Source organism: Tepidicella xavieri, from assembly GCF_004363315.1.
GTDB lineage: Bacteria > Pseudomonadota > Gammaproteobacteria > Burkholderiales > Burkholderiaceae_C > Tepidicella > Tepidicella xavieri.
This window is the reverse complement of record NZ_SNYL01000004.1, coordinates 110251-127140: the sequence shown is the minus strand read 5'-3', so window position 1 is coordinate 127140 and position 16890 is coordinate 110251. Positions and strand designations below refer to the sequence as shown.

Below are 16890 nucleotides of genomic sequence, written 5' to 3'. Positions count from 1 at the left end.
GGTCACCGATGGCAGCTGGCAAGAAAGCGACGCCCCCGAAGGCGGGCTTTTTCCGCTGCGGTTGCAGGAAACCCTTCATTTTAGGACCAAGGCGCCCGCGGTGGCCGCGGCCCCCGGCTTTCCGAGCCATTTGCCCGGGTTGACGGCAGGGGCTGGATTTTTTGGGCGCAACTGCCACAATGGGCTTTGTCTTTCGTCGCACGTCGGGAGCTGGACATGGGCCTGACCACCGCAGCCTGCCTGCCATGAAGCGGCCACCGCTTTACAGCAGTTCGCGCGTCACGAGCGCCGCGCCAGCGCGCCCGGCTGACGCCCGCGACGAACCTGCCCCTCCCGCCAGTCCGGCAGCACGCCCATGGGCCGCGTGGAGCCGCTGGAGCGGCCTGCCCTGGGTCGTGGCCGGGGCGCTGGCGGTGGCGCTGGCCGCCACACTTGCCCGTGCCCCCGCCGGGCCCGCCCTGACGCAGCAGGCCATCGACCAGGCCGTGCTCCACGCCCTCAACACCCACACCCTGCCCTCTCCAGCCGCCCGCGCTTACGAAACGGTCATCCCCTCGGTGGTGCGTGTCACGGCACTGGTGCCGCACCCCAAGTCGGGGGACATGGTGGAGCATGGGGTGGGCAGCGGGGTGGTGATCGTGGACCGCGGCGTCATCCTGACCAATCTGCACGTGGTCGCCGAAGCCCACACGATCATGGTGGATTTCATCGATGGCTCCTCCTCGCCGGCCAGCCTGATCGGCTTGCAGCCCGAGAACGATCTGGCCGTGCTGCAAGCCCAGGAAGTCCCGGACGATCTGATTCCGGCCACCATGATCTCCACCGGCGACTTGAAGCCGGGTGATCAGGTGGTGGCGGTGGGCCATCCATTTGGGATCGGCCCATCGGTCTCGGCCGGTGTGGTGTCCGGCCTGCAGCGCACGTTCACCTCTCCCGACGGCGCGGTGACGATGCACAACCTCATCCAGTTCGATGCCGCGGCCAATCCCGGCAACTCCGGCGGCCCCCTGGCCACCATGAGCGGCGAGGTGGTGGGCATCGTGACCGCCATTTACAACCCGAATCGCCAACGCACTTTCGTGGGCATCGGGTTCGCCGTGCCCATCGAAAACGCCGCCCAGGCCGCTGGCCTGCCCCCGTTCTGACCCTGCACAGAAAGGCTACGCATGAACACCACGCCCGCCGAACAGGCCCAGCTCATGGAGCGCATCCTGTATGAAGTCAAGCGCATCGTCGTCGGTCAGGATCGCTTTTTGGAGCGGGTGATGGTGGCCATGCTGGCGCAGGGGCATCTTTTGGTCGAAGGCGTGCCGGGCCTGGCCAAGACGCTGACGGTCAAGACCCTGGCGCAGGCGGTGCGCGGGCATTTCCGGCGCATCCAGTTCACGCCCGACCTGGTGCCGGCCGACCTGGTGGGCACCCGCATCTACAACCAGAAAACCTTCGAATTCAGCACCACGCTGGGCCCGGTGTTCACCAACCTGCTGCTGGCCGACGAAATCAACCGCGCGCCGGCCAAGGTGCAGAGCGCCCTGCTGGAAGTGATGCAGGAGCGGCAAGTCACCATCGCGGGCGAAACCCATCGGGTGCCCGAACCCTTCCTGGTCATGGCCACCCAAAACCCCATCGAGACCGAGGGCACCTACCCTTTGCCCGAGGCCCAGGTGGACCGCTTCATGATGAAGGTGCTGGTGGACTACCCCACCGACGAGGAGGAGGCCGTCATCGTCGAACGCGTCACCGGCCCGCGCATCGACATCACACCGGTGGCCACGACAGAGGAACTCGCTGCGCTGCAACAGCACTGCCGCCAGGTGTATGTGGATCCATCGCTGGTGCAGTATGCGGTCAAGCTGGTGTCGGCCACCCGCCGGCCGCAGGATCACGGCCTGGGCGAATGGCAGCGCTTCATCACCTATGGCGCCAGCCCACGCGCGACGATTTCCCTGACCGAAGGCGCCCGGGCGCTGGCCCTGCTGCGGGGCCGCACCTACGCCCTGCCGGAAGACATGACCGACCTCGTCCCCGACGTGTTGCGGCATCGGCTCGTCCTCTCCTACGAAGGTCTGGCCGAAGGCTGGACCAGCGACGCCCTGATCGAGCGCATCATGGGCCGCATCCCCGTACCGGCCAAGCCCCTGGCCCACGAGGCCATGGCCAAGGCCGCCTGAGGAGCCGGCCATGCGGTGGTGGCGACGCCGGGCAGCCAATGAGCCGACTGCGGCCGCCCCTGCGCTGGATGCGCCCGATGCGCCCCCGCGCGAAGCCGACGCCTTGCTGCACCGCCTCGAATGGACGGTGCTGCGCCGGCTCGCCGGGCAAGTGCAAGGCGAGCATCGCACCCTCATGCGCGGCGGCGGCCTGGATCTGGCCGATCTGAGGGAGTATCAGCCTCACGATGACGTGCGCCGCATCGACTGGAACGTGACCGCCAGGCTGCAGCAGCCGCATGTGCGGCAGTTTCTCGAAGATCGGGACGTGACCGCCTGGTTCGTCATCGATGCCAGCCCATCCCTGCATTTCGGTTCCGGCTCGCGCAGCAAGCAGCAAGTGCAATTGGAATGGGTGGCCGTGCTGGCGCGGCTGCTGGCCCGGCATGGCAACCGGGTGGGGGCGCTCATCTACGGCTCGGGCCCGGCCCGCGTGCTGCCCGCCCGCGGCGGTCGCGAGCAGGTGCTGCGCATCATCCAGGCCCTGATGAGCGCGCAACGCCGACACGCCCGGCCCGATGCGCGGGGCGAGACCCGGCTGGCCGAATGGCTGCGCGAAGCCGGCGCATTCTCGCGACGGCGCAGCGCCGTCTTCGTGGTGTCGGATTTCATCAGCGCGCCCGGCTGGGAGCAGCCCTTGGGCCGCATGGCTTTGCGTCACGACGTGCTGGCCGTGCGCCTGTTCGATCCGCTGGAACTGCACCTGCCCGACCTGGGGCTGCTGCCCCTGTACGACGCCGAAACCGGCGAGCGTCTGTGGGTGGATACCCACGATGCCGGTTTTCGCGAGCGCTTCCAGCGCCTGGCCGCCGAACGGGAAGCGCAGCTGCGCGCGGGCCTGGTCCGCGCTGGCGTGGACACGCTGGAGCTTTCGACCGACGACGACCTGGGCACGGCCCTACTGCGGCTGGCCGCCCTGCGCAAACGTCGGCCTCATGGAGTGAGAACCGCATGAACCTGCCGCTGACCTTCTTTTGGCCCCAGCTGCTGTGGCTGCTGCTCGCCGTTCCCCTGCTGGTGCTGGCCTACTGGCTGCTGCTGCGGCGCAAGCGACAAACCGCGCTGCGCTATGCCAGCCTGTCGCTGGTCAAAGAAGCCATGGGCGGGCGCAGCTGGCGCCGCCATGTGCCGCCGGTGCTTTTCCTGCTGGCGCTCACAGCGATGCTGATCGCCGCGGCCCGGCCCTACGCCGTCATCATGCTGCCCAACCCACAGCAGACCATCATCTTGGCGATGGACGTCTCGGGCAGCATGCGCGCCACCGACGTGGAGCCCAACCGGCTGGTGGCGGCCCAAAACGCCGCCAAAGCCTTCCTGGCCGACCTGCCTCGCCATGTGCGCGTGGGCATCGTCGCGTTTGCCGGCACGGCCCAGGTGGTGCAGCAACCCACGCTGAATCGAGACGACCTCATCGCCGCCATCGACCGCTTCCAGTTGCAACGCGCCACCGCCATCGGCAGCGCCATCGTGGTGTCGCTGGCCGAGATTTTCCCCGACGAAGGCATCGACCTGGCCGATATCCTCTATGGCCAGGCGCCCCACCGGGGGCGATCGCTCGATCAAGCCGGCGCCCAACGCCCACCCCACCAACCGGTGCCGCCCGGCTCATACACCTCGGCGGCCATCATCCTGCTGACCGATGGGCAACGCACCACGGGCGTGGACACCTTACAGGCCGCCCAGATGGCGGCCGAGCGCGGGGTGAAAATCTACACCGTGGGCGTGGGCACGGTGGAAGGCGAGACCATCGGCTTCGAGGGCTGGTCCATGCGCGTGCGGCTGGACGAGGAAACGCTCAAGGAAGTGGCCACTCGCACCCATGGCGAATATTTCTACGCCGGCACGGCGGAGAATCTGCGCCACGTCTATGAAACCCTGGGCAGCCGCTTGACGATGGAAAAACGGGAAACCGAGGTCTCGGCCCTGTTTGCCCTGCTCGCGGCCGTGCTGGGCCTGTTGTCGGCGGGCCTGTCGCTGTGGTGGTTCAACCGTATCGCCTGAGCCACAACGACAGCGAATTTTTCACCCCATCCGGGGAACCCCGGGGTACAATCCCGGTCCCTTTTTCAACTCGATGGGAGTTGTTTCCACCCTTCCCGCGCTGATTCGTTCATTCGTCTCAACATGCGCTTCCCTGCCCCTTCATAGGGGGAGTCTTTAGGTCAGGACCATCATGTCTGATTTGAGTCTTCAATTGCAGCAGGCCGCAAGCCAATTGCCCGTTTCCAGCTACTTCGACGAGGCGCTGTTCCAGCGCGAACTGGAGACTATCTTTCAGCGCGGGCCCCGCTATGTGGGGCACTCCAACGCCGTTCCCAACGTGGGGGACTATTTCGCTCTGCCCCAAGAAGGGGAAGGCCGCGCCCTGGTTCGCACCGCCCAGGGCGTGGAACTCGTCAGCAACGTCTGCCGCCACCGGCAGGCCGTCATGCTCAAAGGCCGCGGCAACCTGGGCGACAACGCCAAAGGCCACGCCGGCGGCCACATCGTCTGCCCGCTGCATCGCTGGACGTATTCTGGCGGCTCGGCCATGGACAACCTGGGCGAACTCATCGGCGCGCCCCACTTCGCGCACGACCCCTGCCTCAACCTGCAGCGCTACCCGCTGCGCGAGTGGAACGGCTTGCTGTTCGAGGACAATGGCCGCGACATCGCGGCTGACCTGGCAGGCATGGGCCCGGTCTCCACCCTGAGCTTCGAGGGCATGGTGCTGGGCCACGTGGAACTGCACGAGTGCAACTACAACTGGAAGACCTTCATCGAGGTCTATCTGGAAGACTACCACGTCGTGCCCTTCCACCCCGGCCTGGGCAACTTCGTGACTTGCGACGACTTGAAGTGGGAATTCAAGCCTGAGTACTCGGTGCAAACCGTGGGGGTGCAGAACCTGATGGCCAAGAGCGGCAGCCCCGTCTATCAGCGCTGGCACGAGGTACTGATGCGCTACCGCAACGGCCAACTGCCCGAACAGGGCGCCGTGTGGTTGACCTACTATCCCCACATCATGGTGGAGTGGTATCCGCACGTGTTGACGGTCTCCACCCTGCACCCCATCAGCGTGGACAAAACGCTGAACATGGTGGAGTTCTACTACCCCGAGGAAATCGTTGCCTTCGAGCCCGAATTCATGGAGGCGCAACGCGCGGCCTACATGGAGACCTGTATCGAGGACGACGAGATCGCCGAGCGCATGGACGCTGGCCGCAAAGCCCTGCTAGAGCGCGGTGTCAACGAGGTCGGGCCGTACCAAAGCCCGATGGAAGACGGCATGCAGCACTTCCACGAGTGGTATCGCGCCCGCCTGGGCGAACACCTGCCGGGGTAAGCCATCGGCCCGGCTCCCGCCTCTCACCCCCCAAGCACCCAGACCATCCAGGCACTCTGGATGGTGCTGGGGGCGTTCTTGTTCGCCACCATGGGGGTGTGTATCAAATTCGCCTCAGACCACTTCAACAGCTTCGAGATCGTGGCCTACCGGGGCCTGATCGGCGTGGTCTTTCTCGTCTTCCTGACCCGGGCCCGGGGCGTGTCGCTGCGCACGCGGGTGCCCATGATGCACTTGTGGCGCAGCGTCGTCGGGGTCACGGCCCTGCTGACCTGGTTCTACTCCATCTCGGTGCTGCCCCTGGCCACCTCGATGACGCTCAACTACATGAGCAGCATCTGGATCGCGGCCTTCCTGCTCGGTGGTACGTTGTTGCTGCAAAAGTCCAGCGCCCCTTTGCGTCAGCAAGGGCCGCTGTTCGTGACGGTGCTCGCCGGCTTCGCGGGCGTGGCCATGGTGCTGCGGCCCACGTTCGATGAGCAGCAGGTGCTGGGCGGCCTGTCCGGCCTGATGTCTGGCCTGGTGTCGGCACTGGCCTATCTGCAGGTGGCGGCGCTGGCACGCGCCGGCGAGCCGGAAAGCCGCACGGTGTTCTACTTTTCCATCGGCGCGGCCCTGTTCGGCTTGGCGGGCATGGCCATCTTCGGCTTCAATGCCTGGCACTGGCCCAGTGCGCTGTGGCTGCTGCCCATCGGCCTGCTGGCCGTGCTGGGCCAGCTCTGCATGACGCGCGCCTATGCCAGTGGCGCCACCTTGGTCGTGGCCAATCTGCAATACTTCGGCATCGCATTCGCCGGGGCTTACGGCATCATCGTCTTTGGTGACCAACTGCCCCTCATCGGCTGGCTGGGCATGGGCGTGATCGTGGTCAGCGGCATCGCTGCCACCTTCCTGCGCGAACGCGCCGTGCCCAAGTTGCCCGCAGAGGAACACGCATGACCCCCACGCCTTACACCACCCTCATCACGGCCCAAGCCCTCATGCACCTGCAAGCCAGCGGTCAGCCGCTGATGGTGTTCGACTGCAGCTTCGACCTGATGAACCCCGCCGCTGGCGACGACCTGTACGCCCAGGCACACATCCCCGGCGCGACGTACATGCACCTGGACCGGGACTTGAGCGACCACTCGGGCGCCACCGATACTGCTTCGGGCGGCCGCCACCCGCTGCCCTCGCGCGAAACCTTCGCCGAGCGCCTGCGCAGCCGGGGGTTCGAGCCTGGAATGCAGGCCGTCGTCTATGACCGGCAGGGCATGCAGTATTGCGGGCGCCTGTGGTGGATGCTGAAATGGTGCGGACACGACGCCGTGGCCGTGCTCGATGGCGGCCTGCCCGCCTGGCAGGCAGCCGGCGGGCCCGTGGTCAGCGGACCGGATGCCGCGCCCCGAGCGCCAGGGCGCTTCGTGTTGCAGCCGCCGCTGATGCGAACCACTTGCGCCCAGGAAGTGGCCCGGCAACTCGGCACCCCAGTGCAAACCATCCTCGACGCCCGAGCGCCCGCGCGCTACCGTGGCGACATGGAGCCGCTGGACCCGGTGGCAGGGCACATCCCTGGCGCGCTGAACCGGCCGTTCACCGACAACTTTCTGCCAGACGGCCGCTTCAAGCCCGCCGATCAGCTGCGCGCCGAATTCGAGGCCCTGCTCGCCGGCCGCCCACCCGAAAGCGTCGTGCACCATTGTGGCAGCGGCGTCACAGCCGTGCCCAACTTATTGGCCATGGAACTGGCCGGGCTGGGGCGGGCCGCCCTGTTCCCCGGCAGTTGGAGCGAGTGGAGCCGGACCCCGGGCCTGCCATGCGCGCGGGGCGGATGAGCGGCCTCAGTGGTGGGCGTGCGCCAACACGCTGACCACCGTCACCAGACCGATGCCCACCCCCAACCAAGCCACTTGCGCGGCCGTCTCGCGCGCGCTCAGGCGCTTTTGCAGTTGGGGAATCAAGTCCGCCAGGGCCACATACACGAAACTGCTGGAGGCCAGGACGAGGAAATACGGCAGATAGTCCTCCAAACGGTTCACGATCCAGTAACCAAACAGGCCACCGACCGCGGTGACGGTGCCCGCCAGCGACACCTTCACAATGGCGGCGCGCCGGGTGCCAGAGGTCTGTCGCAGCACGACGAGATCGCCCATGTGGTGGGGCACTTCATGGGCCAGAACCGCCAGCGCCGCCACCACCCCGAGGCGGATATCCGCCAGAAAGGCCGAGGCAATCAGAATGCCGTCGCCAAACGCGTGCACACTGTCACCGGCCAGCACGCTCCAGCCGCCCGAACGGGCTTCGCGGTGCCCATGATCGTGCGCATCCCCGTGGCCGTGCGCATGGGCGCTCGCGTGGGCGTGGTGGGCGTGCCCACGCTGCACTGGCGCGGGATGGTGATGCTCATGCCCGTGGTGCCAGAGTTCGGCCTTGTCCAACAGAAAGAAAAACACCAGCCCTACCAGCAACAGGGCAAACAGATCGTGGGCGCCGGCAGCGCTTTCAAAAGCTTCAGGCAACAGATGCATGAAGGCCGTGGCCATCAAAGCGCCAGCCGCCAGGCTCAGCATGTGCTGGGTATAACGGGCCAACACGCCCAGACTGATGGCAGCGGCAATCCACACGCTGCCCACGCCGGCCAACACAGTGCCCAGCAAGATCGCGAACAAGGTCATGGAGCAAGGGGGTCGTTGAACGAGGCAAAGACTTTACCGCACCCCAAGCCCCCTTGCCCCGGCAGGGGCGGCGAAGGCGGGGCTTTTACGCCACGCCGTGCCGCTGGAACCACGCCAGGCAGCGCTTCCAGGCGTCTTCGGCCGCCTCTTTGCGGTAGGTCGGGCGGTAATCGGCATGGAAGGCGTGCGGCGCGTCGGGGTAGATCACGAATTCCGAGGCTCGGGACGCGGCATTGCCCTGAGCGAGAGCGGCCTTCATTTGCTCCACCGTGCTCAGGGGGATGCCCTCATCGGCGCCCCCGTAGAGCCCCAACACCGGCGCATGCAGTTGACCGGCAATGTCCACCGGGTGCTTGGGTTGCAGCGGGTTGCTCTGGCCCACCAGCCGGCCATACCAAGCCACCCCGGCCTTCACCCGGGGCTGATGCGCGGTGTACAGCCAGGTCTGCCGCCCGCCCCAGCAAAAGCCGGTCACGCCAACCTTGCCCGCATCGCCGCCGTGGGCGGCGGCCCAATCGATGCAGGCATCCAGGTCGGCCGCCACCTGGGCATCGGGCACTTTCGAGACCACCTCGGCAATCAGCCGGGCGATTTCGCCATAGCTTTGCGGATCGCCCTGCCGATCGAACAACTCCGGGGCCAGCGCCATGTAGCCCGCGCGGGCGAAGCGGCGGGCCGTATCGGCAATGTATTCATGCACACCGAAAATTTCGGAAATGACCAGCACGATCGGCAACCCCGTCTGGCCGGCTGGGGCGGCCCGGTACACCGGCACGCTGTGCCCCGCCACCGTGATCTTCACTTCCCCGACGGTCAGCCCATCGGCAGGGGTACGAATGGCGGTCTGGGCCATGACAGGTAGCGCGGCGGCCGCATACCCCACCCCCAAGGCCGCTTTCAACGCGGTGCGGCGGGTAGCCCCATCGGCGGTGCTTTGGCCCGGCACCAGGGCACGAAGGTCTTGCTCAAATGCGAATCGGCTCATGGGAATGTCTCCTTCAATGGCGTCGCCTGGCGACAGAACCACTGACTGTACGCCGTCCGTGCCAGACATGCAGGCACCCCAAGGCATATCCGACGCTTGATCTGCGTCAAACGGCTTGCATTTTCAGGGTTTTCATTTTGCAAGCCGGGAAAGCCCCAAAAAAATACAAACCGTTTCCGATACATAATGTAACTATCATTTTCTTGCCCATGCACCCTACCCTCTAAGGCAGTTCCATCATGCGCCTGCTCGATCGCTTTCGCCTGACCCATCGCGTCTGGACCGTCGTGGTCGTTTACTGGCTGGTGTTTCTGCTGGCCATGGCCGCAGGCATTTTCGGCATGCGCACGGCGCGCGATGCCCTGCACCATGTGCATAACGAGCGCATGCAGGTGGTCGAAGCGCTGGCGGTCATCAACCGCAACTTCTACGAAAACCGCCTGCAAATCCTGCTGGCTTTCCAGCACGACCCGGACGGGCCGCTGTATCAGATTCACGACCACAGCATCGACCTGCATTTCAACGCGCTGCAAGCCACCGTCGCGGCCAACGATGAGGCCTTCCAGATCGTGCTGAACCGCCCGATGTCGGCCGAGGAACAGGCCTTGGTGGATGACATGCAGGCCAAGCGCCGGGCTTGGCAGGCCAAGCGCAATCAGGCGCTGGACGCCCTGCGCGCCGGGGATTTTTCTCCTGCCACCATGAATTTCTTCCTCGTGGCCGGCCGCATGGAAGGTGACGCGTTCGAGAAGTCGATTTCGGCCTTGCGCAATTACCAGGCCGAAATGGCAGACCGAGAAACCCGTCTGGCAGACCAACGCTACCAGGCCAGCCAGATTTTGTTTGCCGCCATCGTGATACTCGGCGCCATCCCGGTGACGGTGCTGATGCTGCTGACCCTGCGCCGCCTGTCCACCGGCTTCGAGCAGGCCGACCGCACCGCCACGGCCATCGCCAACGGCGACTTGACGGAAGAAATCACGGCCCACGGCGGGCAAGACGAAATCGCCCATCTGCTGCGTCAGATGCGCCAGATGCAGGGCCACCTGCGCAATGTGATCACCCAGGTCAGCCAGGGGGCGGACGCCATCGCCAGCGCGGCAGCCCAGGTGGCCAGCGGCACGCTGGACCTCTCGCAGCGCACCGAGCAGCAGGCCAGTTCGCTGGAGCAGACCGCTTCGGCCACGGAAGAACTCAACAGCACCGTCCGGCAAAACGCCGACAACGCCCGGCTGGCCAATGACATGGCCGAGACCGCCTCCAGCGTGGCCGCCCGCGGCGGGGAGGTCGTCTCGCAGGTCGTCCACACGATGGACAACATCAACACCTCATCGCGCAAGATCGTGGACATCATCGGCGTGATCGACGGCATCGCCTTCCAGACCAACATCCTCGCGCTCAACGCGGCGGTGGAGGCCGCGCGCGCCGGCGAGCAAGGCCGGGGGTTTGCCGTGGTGGCCGCCGAAGTGCGCAGCCTGGCGCAGCGCAGCTCGCAAGCCGCGCGGGAAATCAAGGGCCTGATCGATGACTCCGTCTCCAAGGTCGCCGACGGCACCGAGCAGGTGGCTCAGGCCGGCGCCACGATGAAAGAGATCGTCGAAAGCATCGAGCGGGTGACCCAGCTCATGCGTGAAATTTCCACCTCCAGCAGCGAGCAGGCCGAAGGGCTGACGCAGATCAACAGCGCCGTGGCCCTCATGGACGGCGTCACGCAACAAAACGCCGCGCTGGTGGAAGAAGCCTCGGCCGCGGCCGCTTCGTTGAAGGATCAGGCCCAGGAACTGGCCCAGTTGGTCAGCCGGTTCAAGCTGCGCTGAAGGGCGCGCAGATCAGTCCCGGGTCAGGCCCGGGCATCGCCCCAGCGCAACGGGAAGCGATCGTCCCCCACGTAGGTGGCGTTGCCCAGGCGGTCCACGCAATAGCTGGGCGAGACGATCATGTCCTGAAACAGCATGCCTGCGCCGATGCGGGTGTACTCGAACAGGATGCTGCGCTCGACCCGAGCGCCTGCGCGCACGTGGCTGCCATGCCCGATCCACGCCGGCCCGATGATCGTGCATCCCGGCTCCAGTCTCACGCTGGAACCCAGGTACACCGGCCCCTGCACATGCACGGTCTCCCAGTCCACCCGGGTGTTCAGACCCACCCACACGCCAGGCCGCACCTGGGTACCCGGCATGCGCATCTGATCGATTTCCCCTTTGAGCACCTGCTGCAACACCGACCAGTAATCACTCACCCGACCGATATCGATCCAGTTGAACGAGCGGTTCTGGGCGTAGAAAGGCATGTCCCGCTTCACCAGCAAGGGAAAGAGTTGGCTGCCGATGTCGAACACCTCGCCGCGGGGAATCAGGTCCAACACCGACGGCTCGAAAATATAAATGCCCGTGCTGGCCAAGGTGGACCGGGCTTCCTGCGGGCGGGGCTTTTCCTGGAACGAACGCACCTTGCCGTGCTCGTCCGCCACCACGATGCCATAGTTGCTCACCTGCTCGCGCGGCACATCCAGCGTCACCACGCTGGCCATGGCCCCTTGAGCGCGGTGCTCCTGGAGCGCCGCGCCGATGTCCAGATCGATCAAGGCATCGCCACACAGGACGATCGTGGTTTCATCGAAAAAACCGCTGTTGTCCTGAATCCGGCGCATCCCCCCCGCCGAGCCGAGCGGGCGCGGGAGGATGTCGCCATGGTCATACACCCCTTCGTAGGAATACCCCAACTCCACGCCCCAACGGTGGCCATCGCGAAAATATTCTTCGATCTTGCGATGGTTGTAGGCGACGTTGACCATGATCTGGGTCACGCCATGCCGAGCCAGATGCTCGATCAGGTACTCCATGACCGGCTTGCCCAGGATGGGCACCATGGGTTTGGGAAGGTCTTTGGTCAGCGGACGCACGCGGGTGCCCTGCCCCGCTGCCAGAATCATGCCTTTGGCCATTGGTGTGATCGAAGGACTCAAGTTTCGTTAGAGCCGCACTTTACCCGAAGACCGCGACACCTTGACGCCAGCGACGGGCACCGAAACGCCCATGAACCGCGCACAATACGGTGATGCGATCACTCACTTTGTCGTCTTTCCGCCTGCGCACGGCCACCGCTATACCGGTGTTGGCTCTGGCTGCCTGGCTCGCAGGATGCACCACCGCGCCACCTCCGGCGGCTCCCGTGCCGACCACCCCTCCTGTGCAGGCATTCCCGTACACCGGCGGCGAATTGAGGCTGCGCACTCAAAGCGGTGAATGTGTGCTGGAACTGCGCGGCGAGATACAGGCCGCCGCCCTGCGGCAAATGCACCAAGCCCTGCAGGCCGTGGACCTGTCTGGCTGTGGCCGAAAAACCTTGGTGCTCCACGCCAGCCGCGGGGTGCTGGGTGACGCCATCACGGCAGGCGCCATGCTCCGCAACCGGGGCTATGCCACCCAAGTGGCCGCTGGAACAGTCTGCGACACACCTTGCCTGATGGTGTTCGCTGCGGGCGTAGAGCGTTGGATGCCTGTTGCGCCTCAGCCGGCACGCATCGCATTCTCTCAAATTCCCCCTGATGCGGATTTCGGCCGCCAGGTTTGCGAAACGCAATGGAGCCGGGGGCAACAACTGACATTGGCCCGTTATCTGCGTGCCATGCTGCCCTCTCCCACAGCCACTGCCGTCTATCAAAAGCTGGAAGCGGCCACCTGCCGGGAAACCGAAATGTACGGGCCGCAGCAGGCGCTCTCGATGGGATTGGCCACCGCCCTGCGCTGAACGCCGCGGAACCGGCCGCCCCCGCCCGGGGCGGCTCAAAACAATTCCACGCCGCCGCTTTGATGCAGGACTGATGCCGCAGAGAGAGAGGGCTCCGTGTCGTGGCAGACCACCCGGTTACGCCCGCTCTTTTTGGCCAGGTAAACGGCCCGATCGGCGCGGTCGAACGCGGCCGATGGGGTATCGTTGGGGCGAATCTGGGTGTAGCCCAGGCTGACGGTGATCCGTCCGACCTGGGGAAACACGTGCCCCTCGACCGCCTGGCGCAAGCGCTGAAACAGGGATTCGGCGACGGTGGCATCGGTCGATGGCAGGAGTACCACGAACTCCTCGCCGCCAAAACGGTAGAAGCGGTCCTGCCGGCGAAACACCTGCCGCATCAGTCGGGCCAACAGGATCAGCACCTCATCCCCAATGAGGTGCCCGTGCTCATCGTTGACACGCTTGAAATGATCCACATCCAGCACCCCGAGCCAGTAACCCGAGGGCGGCACCTCGTGGCGGCGCTCCGGCTGAGCCACCGCTTGACCATCCAGCACAATCGGTCTGGTGGTTTGCAGGCAATGGGTGCTCAAGCGCCAGAAGGTTTCGTCGAAAGACTTGCGGTTGAACAATCCGGTCATCGGGTCGCGCTCGGCGCCGTCGATCAGGCGCAGCACATGCTGGTAGGCCCGCACCAGATGGCCAATGAAGTCCATGGTGTCGGGCACATCGGCGGCCGCCCACACCCGCAGCAGCGACTGTTCACCATACTCGGACCGCATCTCCCAACACTGGCAGCCTTCGGGATCCGGCAACACCGCGTCGGCCGCCACCTCCACCTGTTCGTCCAGCTCGGCGCGCTCCACTCCCGGCCAAGAGCGCACGCCTTGCAGCAGCAGTTGAGCGAGTTCGCGTCGGTCACGGGCGCTGGTCAGCCGAGACACCCACGCCAAAGCCACGGTCTCGACTTGACCAGACGAGTTGGACGGCAGGGGGGCTGCGACGAACATGGCCGATGATTATGGCAGCCAACTTTCAGCACATATATAGGGTAAACATTGAGAAAAATGGTGCATTACGCCTTTTATTCAATGCGCACGCTCCCAGTTTTCCCCCACGCCGACCTCCGCCAGCAGAGAAACTTTCAATTTAGCCACTTCTGCCATCAATTTAGGCACTTCCGTGCGCACCCAATCCACTTCGGCTTCGGGCACCTCGAACACCAGTTCGTCATGCACTTGCATGATCATCTTCGTGCCTTTGCCTTGCGCGTCCAGCGCCTGCTGCACCGCCACCATGCTCATTTTGATGAGGTCGGCCGCCGTGCCCTGCATGGGCGCGTTGATGGCGGCGCGCTCGGCTGCGGCGCGGCGCGGGCCGTTGGGGCTGTTGATCTCGGGCAGGTATAGCCGTCGGCCAAAAACCGTCTCTACATAACCGCGGGCCTTGGCCTGGGCCTTGGTGTCGTCCATGTAGCGGCGTACCCCGGCAAAACGCTGGAAGTAGCGCTCGATGTAGTTTTTCGCGGCGGTGTTGTCGATGCCCAGCGCTTTGGCCAGGCCATAACTGCTCATGCCGTAGATGAGCCCGAAATTGATGACCTTGGCGTAGCGACGCTGTTCGCTGCTGACCTGCTCCGGCGCCAGCCCAAACACCTCGGCCGCCGTGGCGCGGTGCACGTCCAAGCCCTCGGCAAAGGCGCGCAGCAGAGCTTCGTCCTCGCTCAAGTGGGCCATGATGCGCAGTTCGATTTGGGAATAGTCGGCGCTGGCCAGCACGTGCCCGGGCGCGGCGATGAAGGCCTCGCGGATGCGCCGGCCCTCGGGCGTGCGGATCGGGATGTTTTGCAGGTTGGGGTCGTTGCTCGACAGCCGCCCCGTGACCGCCACCGCCTGGGCATAGTGGGTATGCACGCGCCCGGTGCGCGGATGCGCCATGGCCGCCAGCTTGTCGGTGTAGGTCCCCTTGAGCTTGGTCAGCGAACGGTGCTCCAGAATCTTGGCCGGCAAGGGGTAGTCTTCGGCCAGTTTTTCCAGCACCTCCTCATCGGTGCTGCGCGCGCCGGTGGCGGTCTTCTTGACCACGGGCAAACCCAGCTTGTCGAAAAAAATCTCGCCCAGTTGCTTGGGGCTGTTGAGGTTAAAGGGCTGCCCGGCGATGGCATAGGCTTCCTGCTCCAGTTGGAGGATGCGCTGACCCAGTTCGTGGCTTTGGCGGGACAGGACATCGGCGTCTATCAGCACCCCGTGCCGCTCGATGCGATAGAGCACTTCGCTGCATGCCACCTCCAGTTCGTAGATACGTCGCAAGCGGTCGTCGGCCTGCAAGCGCGGCCACAATACCTGGTGCACGGCCAGGGTCAGGTCGCTGTCCTCACAGGCGTATTCGGCCGCCTTGTCGATGGCCACCTGGGCAAACGGGATCTGATGCGCCCCTTTGCCACACAGGTCTTCGTAGCTGATGCCCTGCCGCCCCAAATGCCGCTGGGCCAGGCTGTCGAGGCTGTGCGGCTTGTGGACTTCGAGCACATAGCTTTGCAGCATCGTGTCGTGCGCATAACCGCGCACCTCGATGCCATGGTTGGCAAACACGTGGCGGTCGTATTTGATGTGTTGCCCCAGCTTGGGGCGGCTCGCGTCCTCCAGCCAAGGGCGCAAGCGCGCCAACACCTCATCGCGTGGCAACTGCGCCAGAGCCCCCGGATAGTCATGCGCCAGCGGCACATAGGCCGCCACCCCAGGCTCAACCGCCCATGAAATGCCCACGATCTCGGCCTGCATCTCGTCGATGGAGGTGGTCTCGGTATCCAGCGCCACGCAAGGTGCTGCCTGCAACCGTTGGAGCCAGGCGTCGAAGGTGGGCCAATCACACACCGTCTCGTAGCGGCGCGTCACCTCGGGCGCGGGCGGCTGTCGATCGGCGGCGCCGGCCTGTGCAGGCGGCGCCGCATCCGGGGCGACGGCATCGGCCCCCATCTGCTCAGCCAGCGCCCGCGCCAGGGTTTTGAAGCCATAGCGCTCATAAAAGGCCCGCAGCGCTTCGGGCTGCGGCATGCGACGCGCCAGCGCATCCAGCGCGGGCAGGCCCGGAACGTGCTCATGCAAATCGCAGTCGGTGCGTATGGTCACCAACTGCCGCCCCAGCGGCAGCCAGTCTCGGGCTTTGCGCAGGTTTTCACCCGCCACCCCTTTGATGGCGTCGGCATGGGCCAGCAGGGCGTCAAGCGAACCGTACTCATTGAGCCACTTGGCCGCCGTCTTGGGGCCCACTTTGTCCACCCCCGGAACGTTGTCCACCGCATCGCCCACCAAGGTCTGGTAATCGACCATCAGGCATGGCGGCACGCCAAACTCGGCCATCACCCCCTGAACATCTCGCACCTTGCCGCTCATGGTGTCCATGATGGTGATGCGCTCATCGACGAGTTGGCTCAAGTCCTTGTCGCCACTGGAAATGATGACCCGTACGCCCTGGGCGGCCGCCACGGTGGCCAGCGTGCCGATCACGTCATCGGCCTCCACGCCCGGCACATCCAACACGGTCCAGCCCATCAGACGGACCACTTCGTGGATGGGGGCGATCTGGGCCCGCAAATCCTCGGGCATGGGGCTGCGATGGGCCTTGTACTCGGGATAAAGCGCGTCGCGGAAGGTGGGGCCGGAGGCGTCGAACACACAGGCCACATACTCGGCCGGATGCTCCTTTTGCAGCGCCTGCAGCATGTTGATCATGCCGCGGATGGCGCCAGTGGCCGGGCTGCTGGGGTCGCCGGGCACGGCTCGCAAGTCTGGCATGGCATGGTAAGCGCGGTACAGATAGCTGGACCCATCGACCAGCACCAGGGTGGAATTGGCTTGACTCATGGCCAGATTGTGCCGGCAAACCAGCAGGGGCATTGCCTACAATGGAGGGATGGACTTTTTCGCCCTACGCCCTTCCTTGCGACCGCTGCGCGCTGCGCCCCTGCTTGCCCTGTGTCTGCTG

General features: G+C 65.4%; 14 protein-coding genes. 9 read left to right on the top strand and 5 right to left on the bottom strand.

Annotated features, from left to right (window positions below; genetic code table 11):
• Positions 1–245 precede the first annotated feature (245 nt).
• The 7 genes from DFR43_RS04885 (at position 246) to DFR43_RS04855 (ending at position 7349) form a co-directional block, all read left to right on the top strand.
• Positions 246–1145, top strand: a complete 900-nt coding sequence (locus DFR43_RS04885) for a S1C family serine protease (protein ID WP_133596229.1) — start codon at positions 246–248, stop codon at positions 1143–1145.
• Positions 1146–1166: 21 nt separating this feature from the next.
• Entirely contained in the window at positions 1167–2171 is a 1005-nt protein-coding gene (locus DFR43_RS04880; protein ID WP_133596228.1) for an AAA family ATPase, read from the top strand.
• 10 nt (positions 2172–2181) lie between these two features.
• Positions 2182–3165, top strand: a complete 984-nt coding sequence (locus DFR43_RS04875; protein ID WP_133596227.1) for a DUF58 domain-containing protein — start codon at positions 2182–2184, stop codon at positions 3163–3165.
• Between the two features lie 8 nt (positions 3166–3173).
• Complete coding sequence (locus tag DFR43_RS04870; protein ID WP_133596342.1) at positions 3174–4211, top strand: VWA domain-containing protein; 1038 nt, start codon at positions 3174–3176, stop codon at positions 4209–4211.
• Between the two features lie 172 nt (positions 4212–4383).
• Positions 4384–5535 (top strand): aromatic ring-hydroxylating oxygenase subunit alpha, encoded by a 1152-nt coding sequence (locus DFR43_RS04865; protein ID WP_133596226.1) that lies wholly within the window; start codon positions 4384–4386, stop codon positions 5533–5535.
• Between the two features lie 45 nt (positions 5536–5580).
• Positions 5581–6474: a DMT family transporter gene (locus DFR43_RS04860; RefSeq protein ID WP_133596225.1), complete on the top strand. Its 894-nt coding sequence runs from the start codon at positions 5581–5583 to the stop codon at positions 6472–6474.
• The gene (locus tag DFR43_RS04855; protein ID WP_133596224.1) at positions 6471–7349 is read left to right on the top strand and encodes a sulfurtransferase; all 879 of its coding nucleotides are present in this window, start codon (positions 6471–6473) and stop codon (positions 7347–7349) included. Before DFR43_RS04860 ends, DFR43_RS04855 begins: the two co-directional genes overlap by 4 nt.
• 6 nt (positions 7350–7355) lie before the next feature.
• Here DFR43_RS04855 and DFR43_RS04850 read toward each other — a convergent pair whose 3' ends face one another.
• Both DFR43_RS04850 and DFR43_RS04845 read right to left on the bottom strand, forming a co-directional pair.
• A complete protein-coding gene (locus DFR43_RS04850) occupies positions 7356–8189 on the bottom strand; it encodes a ZIP family metal transporter (RefSeq protein ID WP_133596223.1) in 834 nt (277 codons plus the stop codon).
• Between the two features lie 85 nt (positions 8190–8274).
• On the bottom strand, positions 8275–9174 hold the full coding sequence (locus DFR43_RS04845) for a dienelactone hydrolase family protein (protein WP_133596222.1): 900 nt from the start codon (positions 9172–9174) through the stop codon (positions 8275–8277).
• A 239-nt stretch (positions 9175–9413) separates the two neighbouring features.
• Here DFR43_RS04845 and DFR43_RS13895 point away from each other — a divergent pair, with 239 nt between their 5' ends.
• Complete coding sequence (locus DFR43_RS13895) at positions 9414–10991, top strand: methyl-accepting chemotaxis protein (protein ID WP_211338601.1); 1578 nt, start codon at positions 9414–9416, stop codon at positions 10989–10991.
• 23 nt (positions 10992–11014) lie between these two features.
• On the opposite strand, the gene DFR43_RS04835 is transcribed toward DFR43_RS13895, so the two are convergent.
• The gene (locus tag DFR43_RS04835) at positions 11015–12106 is read right to left on the bottom strand and encodes a nucleotidyltransferase family protein (protein ID WP_211338600.1); all 1092 of its coding nucleotides are present in this window, start codon (positions 12104–12106) and stop codon (positions 11015–11017) included.
• Between the two features lie 125 nt (positions 12107–12231).
• Between DFR43_RS04835 and DFR43_RS04830 the strand changes: the two genes are divergently transcribed.
• A complete protein-coding gene (locus tag DFR43_RS04830; RefSeq protein ID WP_133596220.1) occupies positions 12232–12924 on the top strand; it encodes a hypothetical protein in 693 nt (230 codons plus the stop codon).
• Between the two features lie 35 nt (positions 12925–12959).
• Here DFR43_RS04830 and DFR43_RS04825 read toward each other — a convergent pair whose 3' ends face one another.
• Positions 12960–13916, bottom strand: a complete 957-nt coding sequence (locus tag DFR43_RS04825) for a GGDEF domain-containing protein (protein WP_133596219.1) — start codon at positions 13914–13916, stop codon at positions 12960–12962.
• A 78-nt stretch (positions 13917–13994) separates the two neighbouring features.
• Positions 13995–16769 (bottom strand): DNA polymerase I, encoded by a 2775-nt coding sequence (gene polA, locus DFR43_RS04820; RefSeq protein WP_133596218.1) that lies wholly within the window; start codon positions 16767–16769, stop codon positions 13995–13997.
• Positions 16770–16890 lie beyond the last annotated feature (121 nt).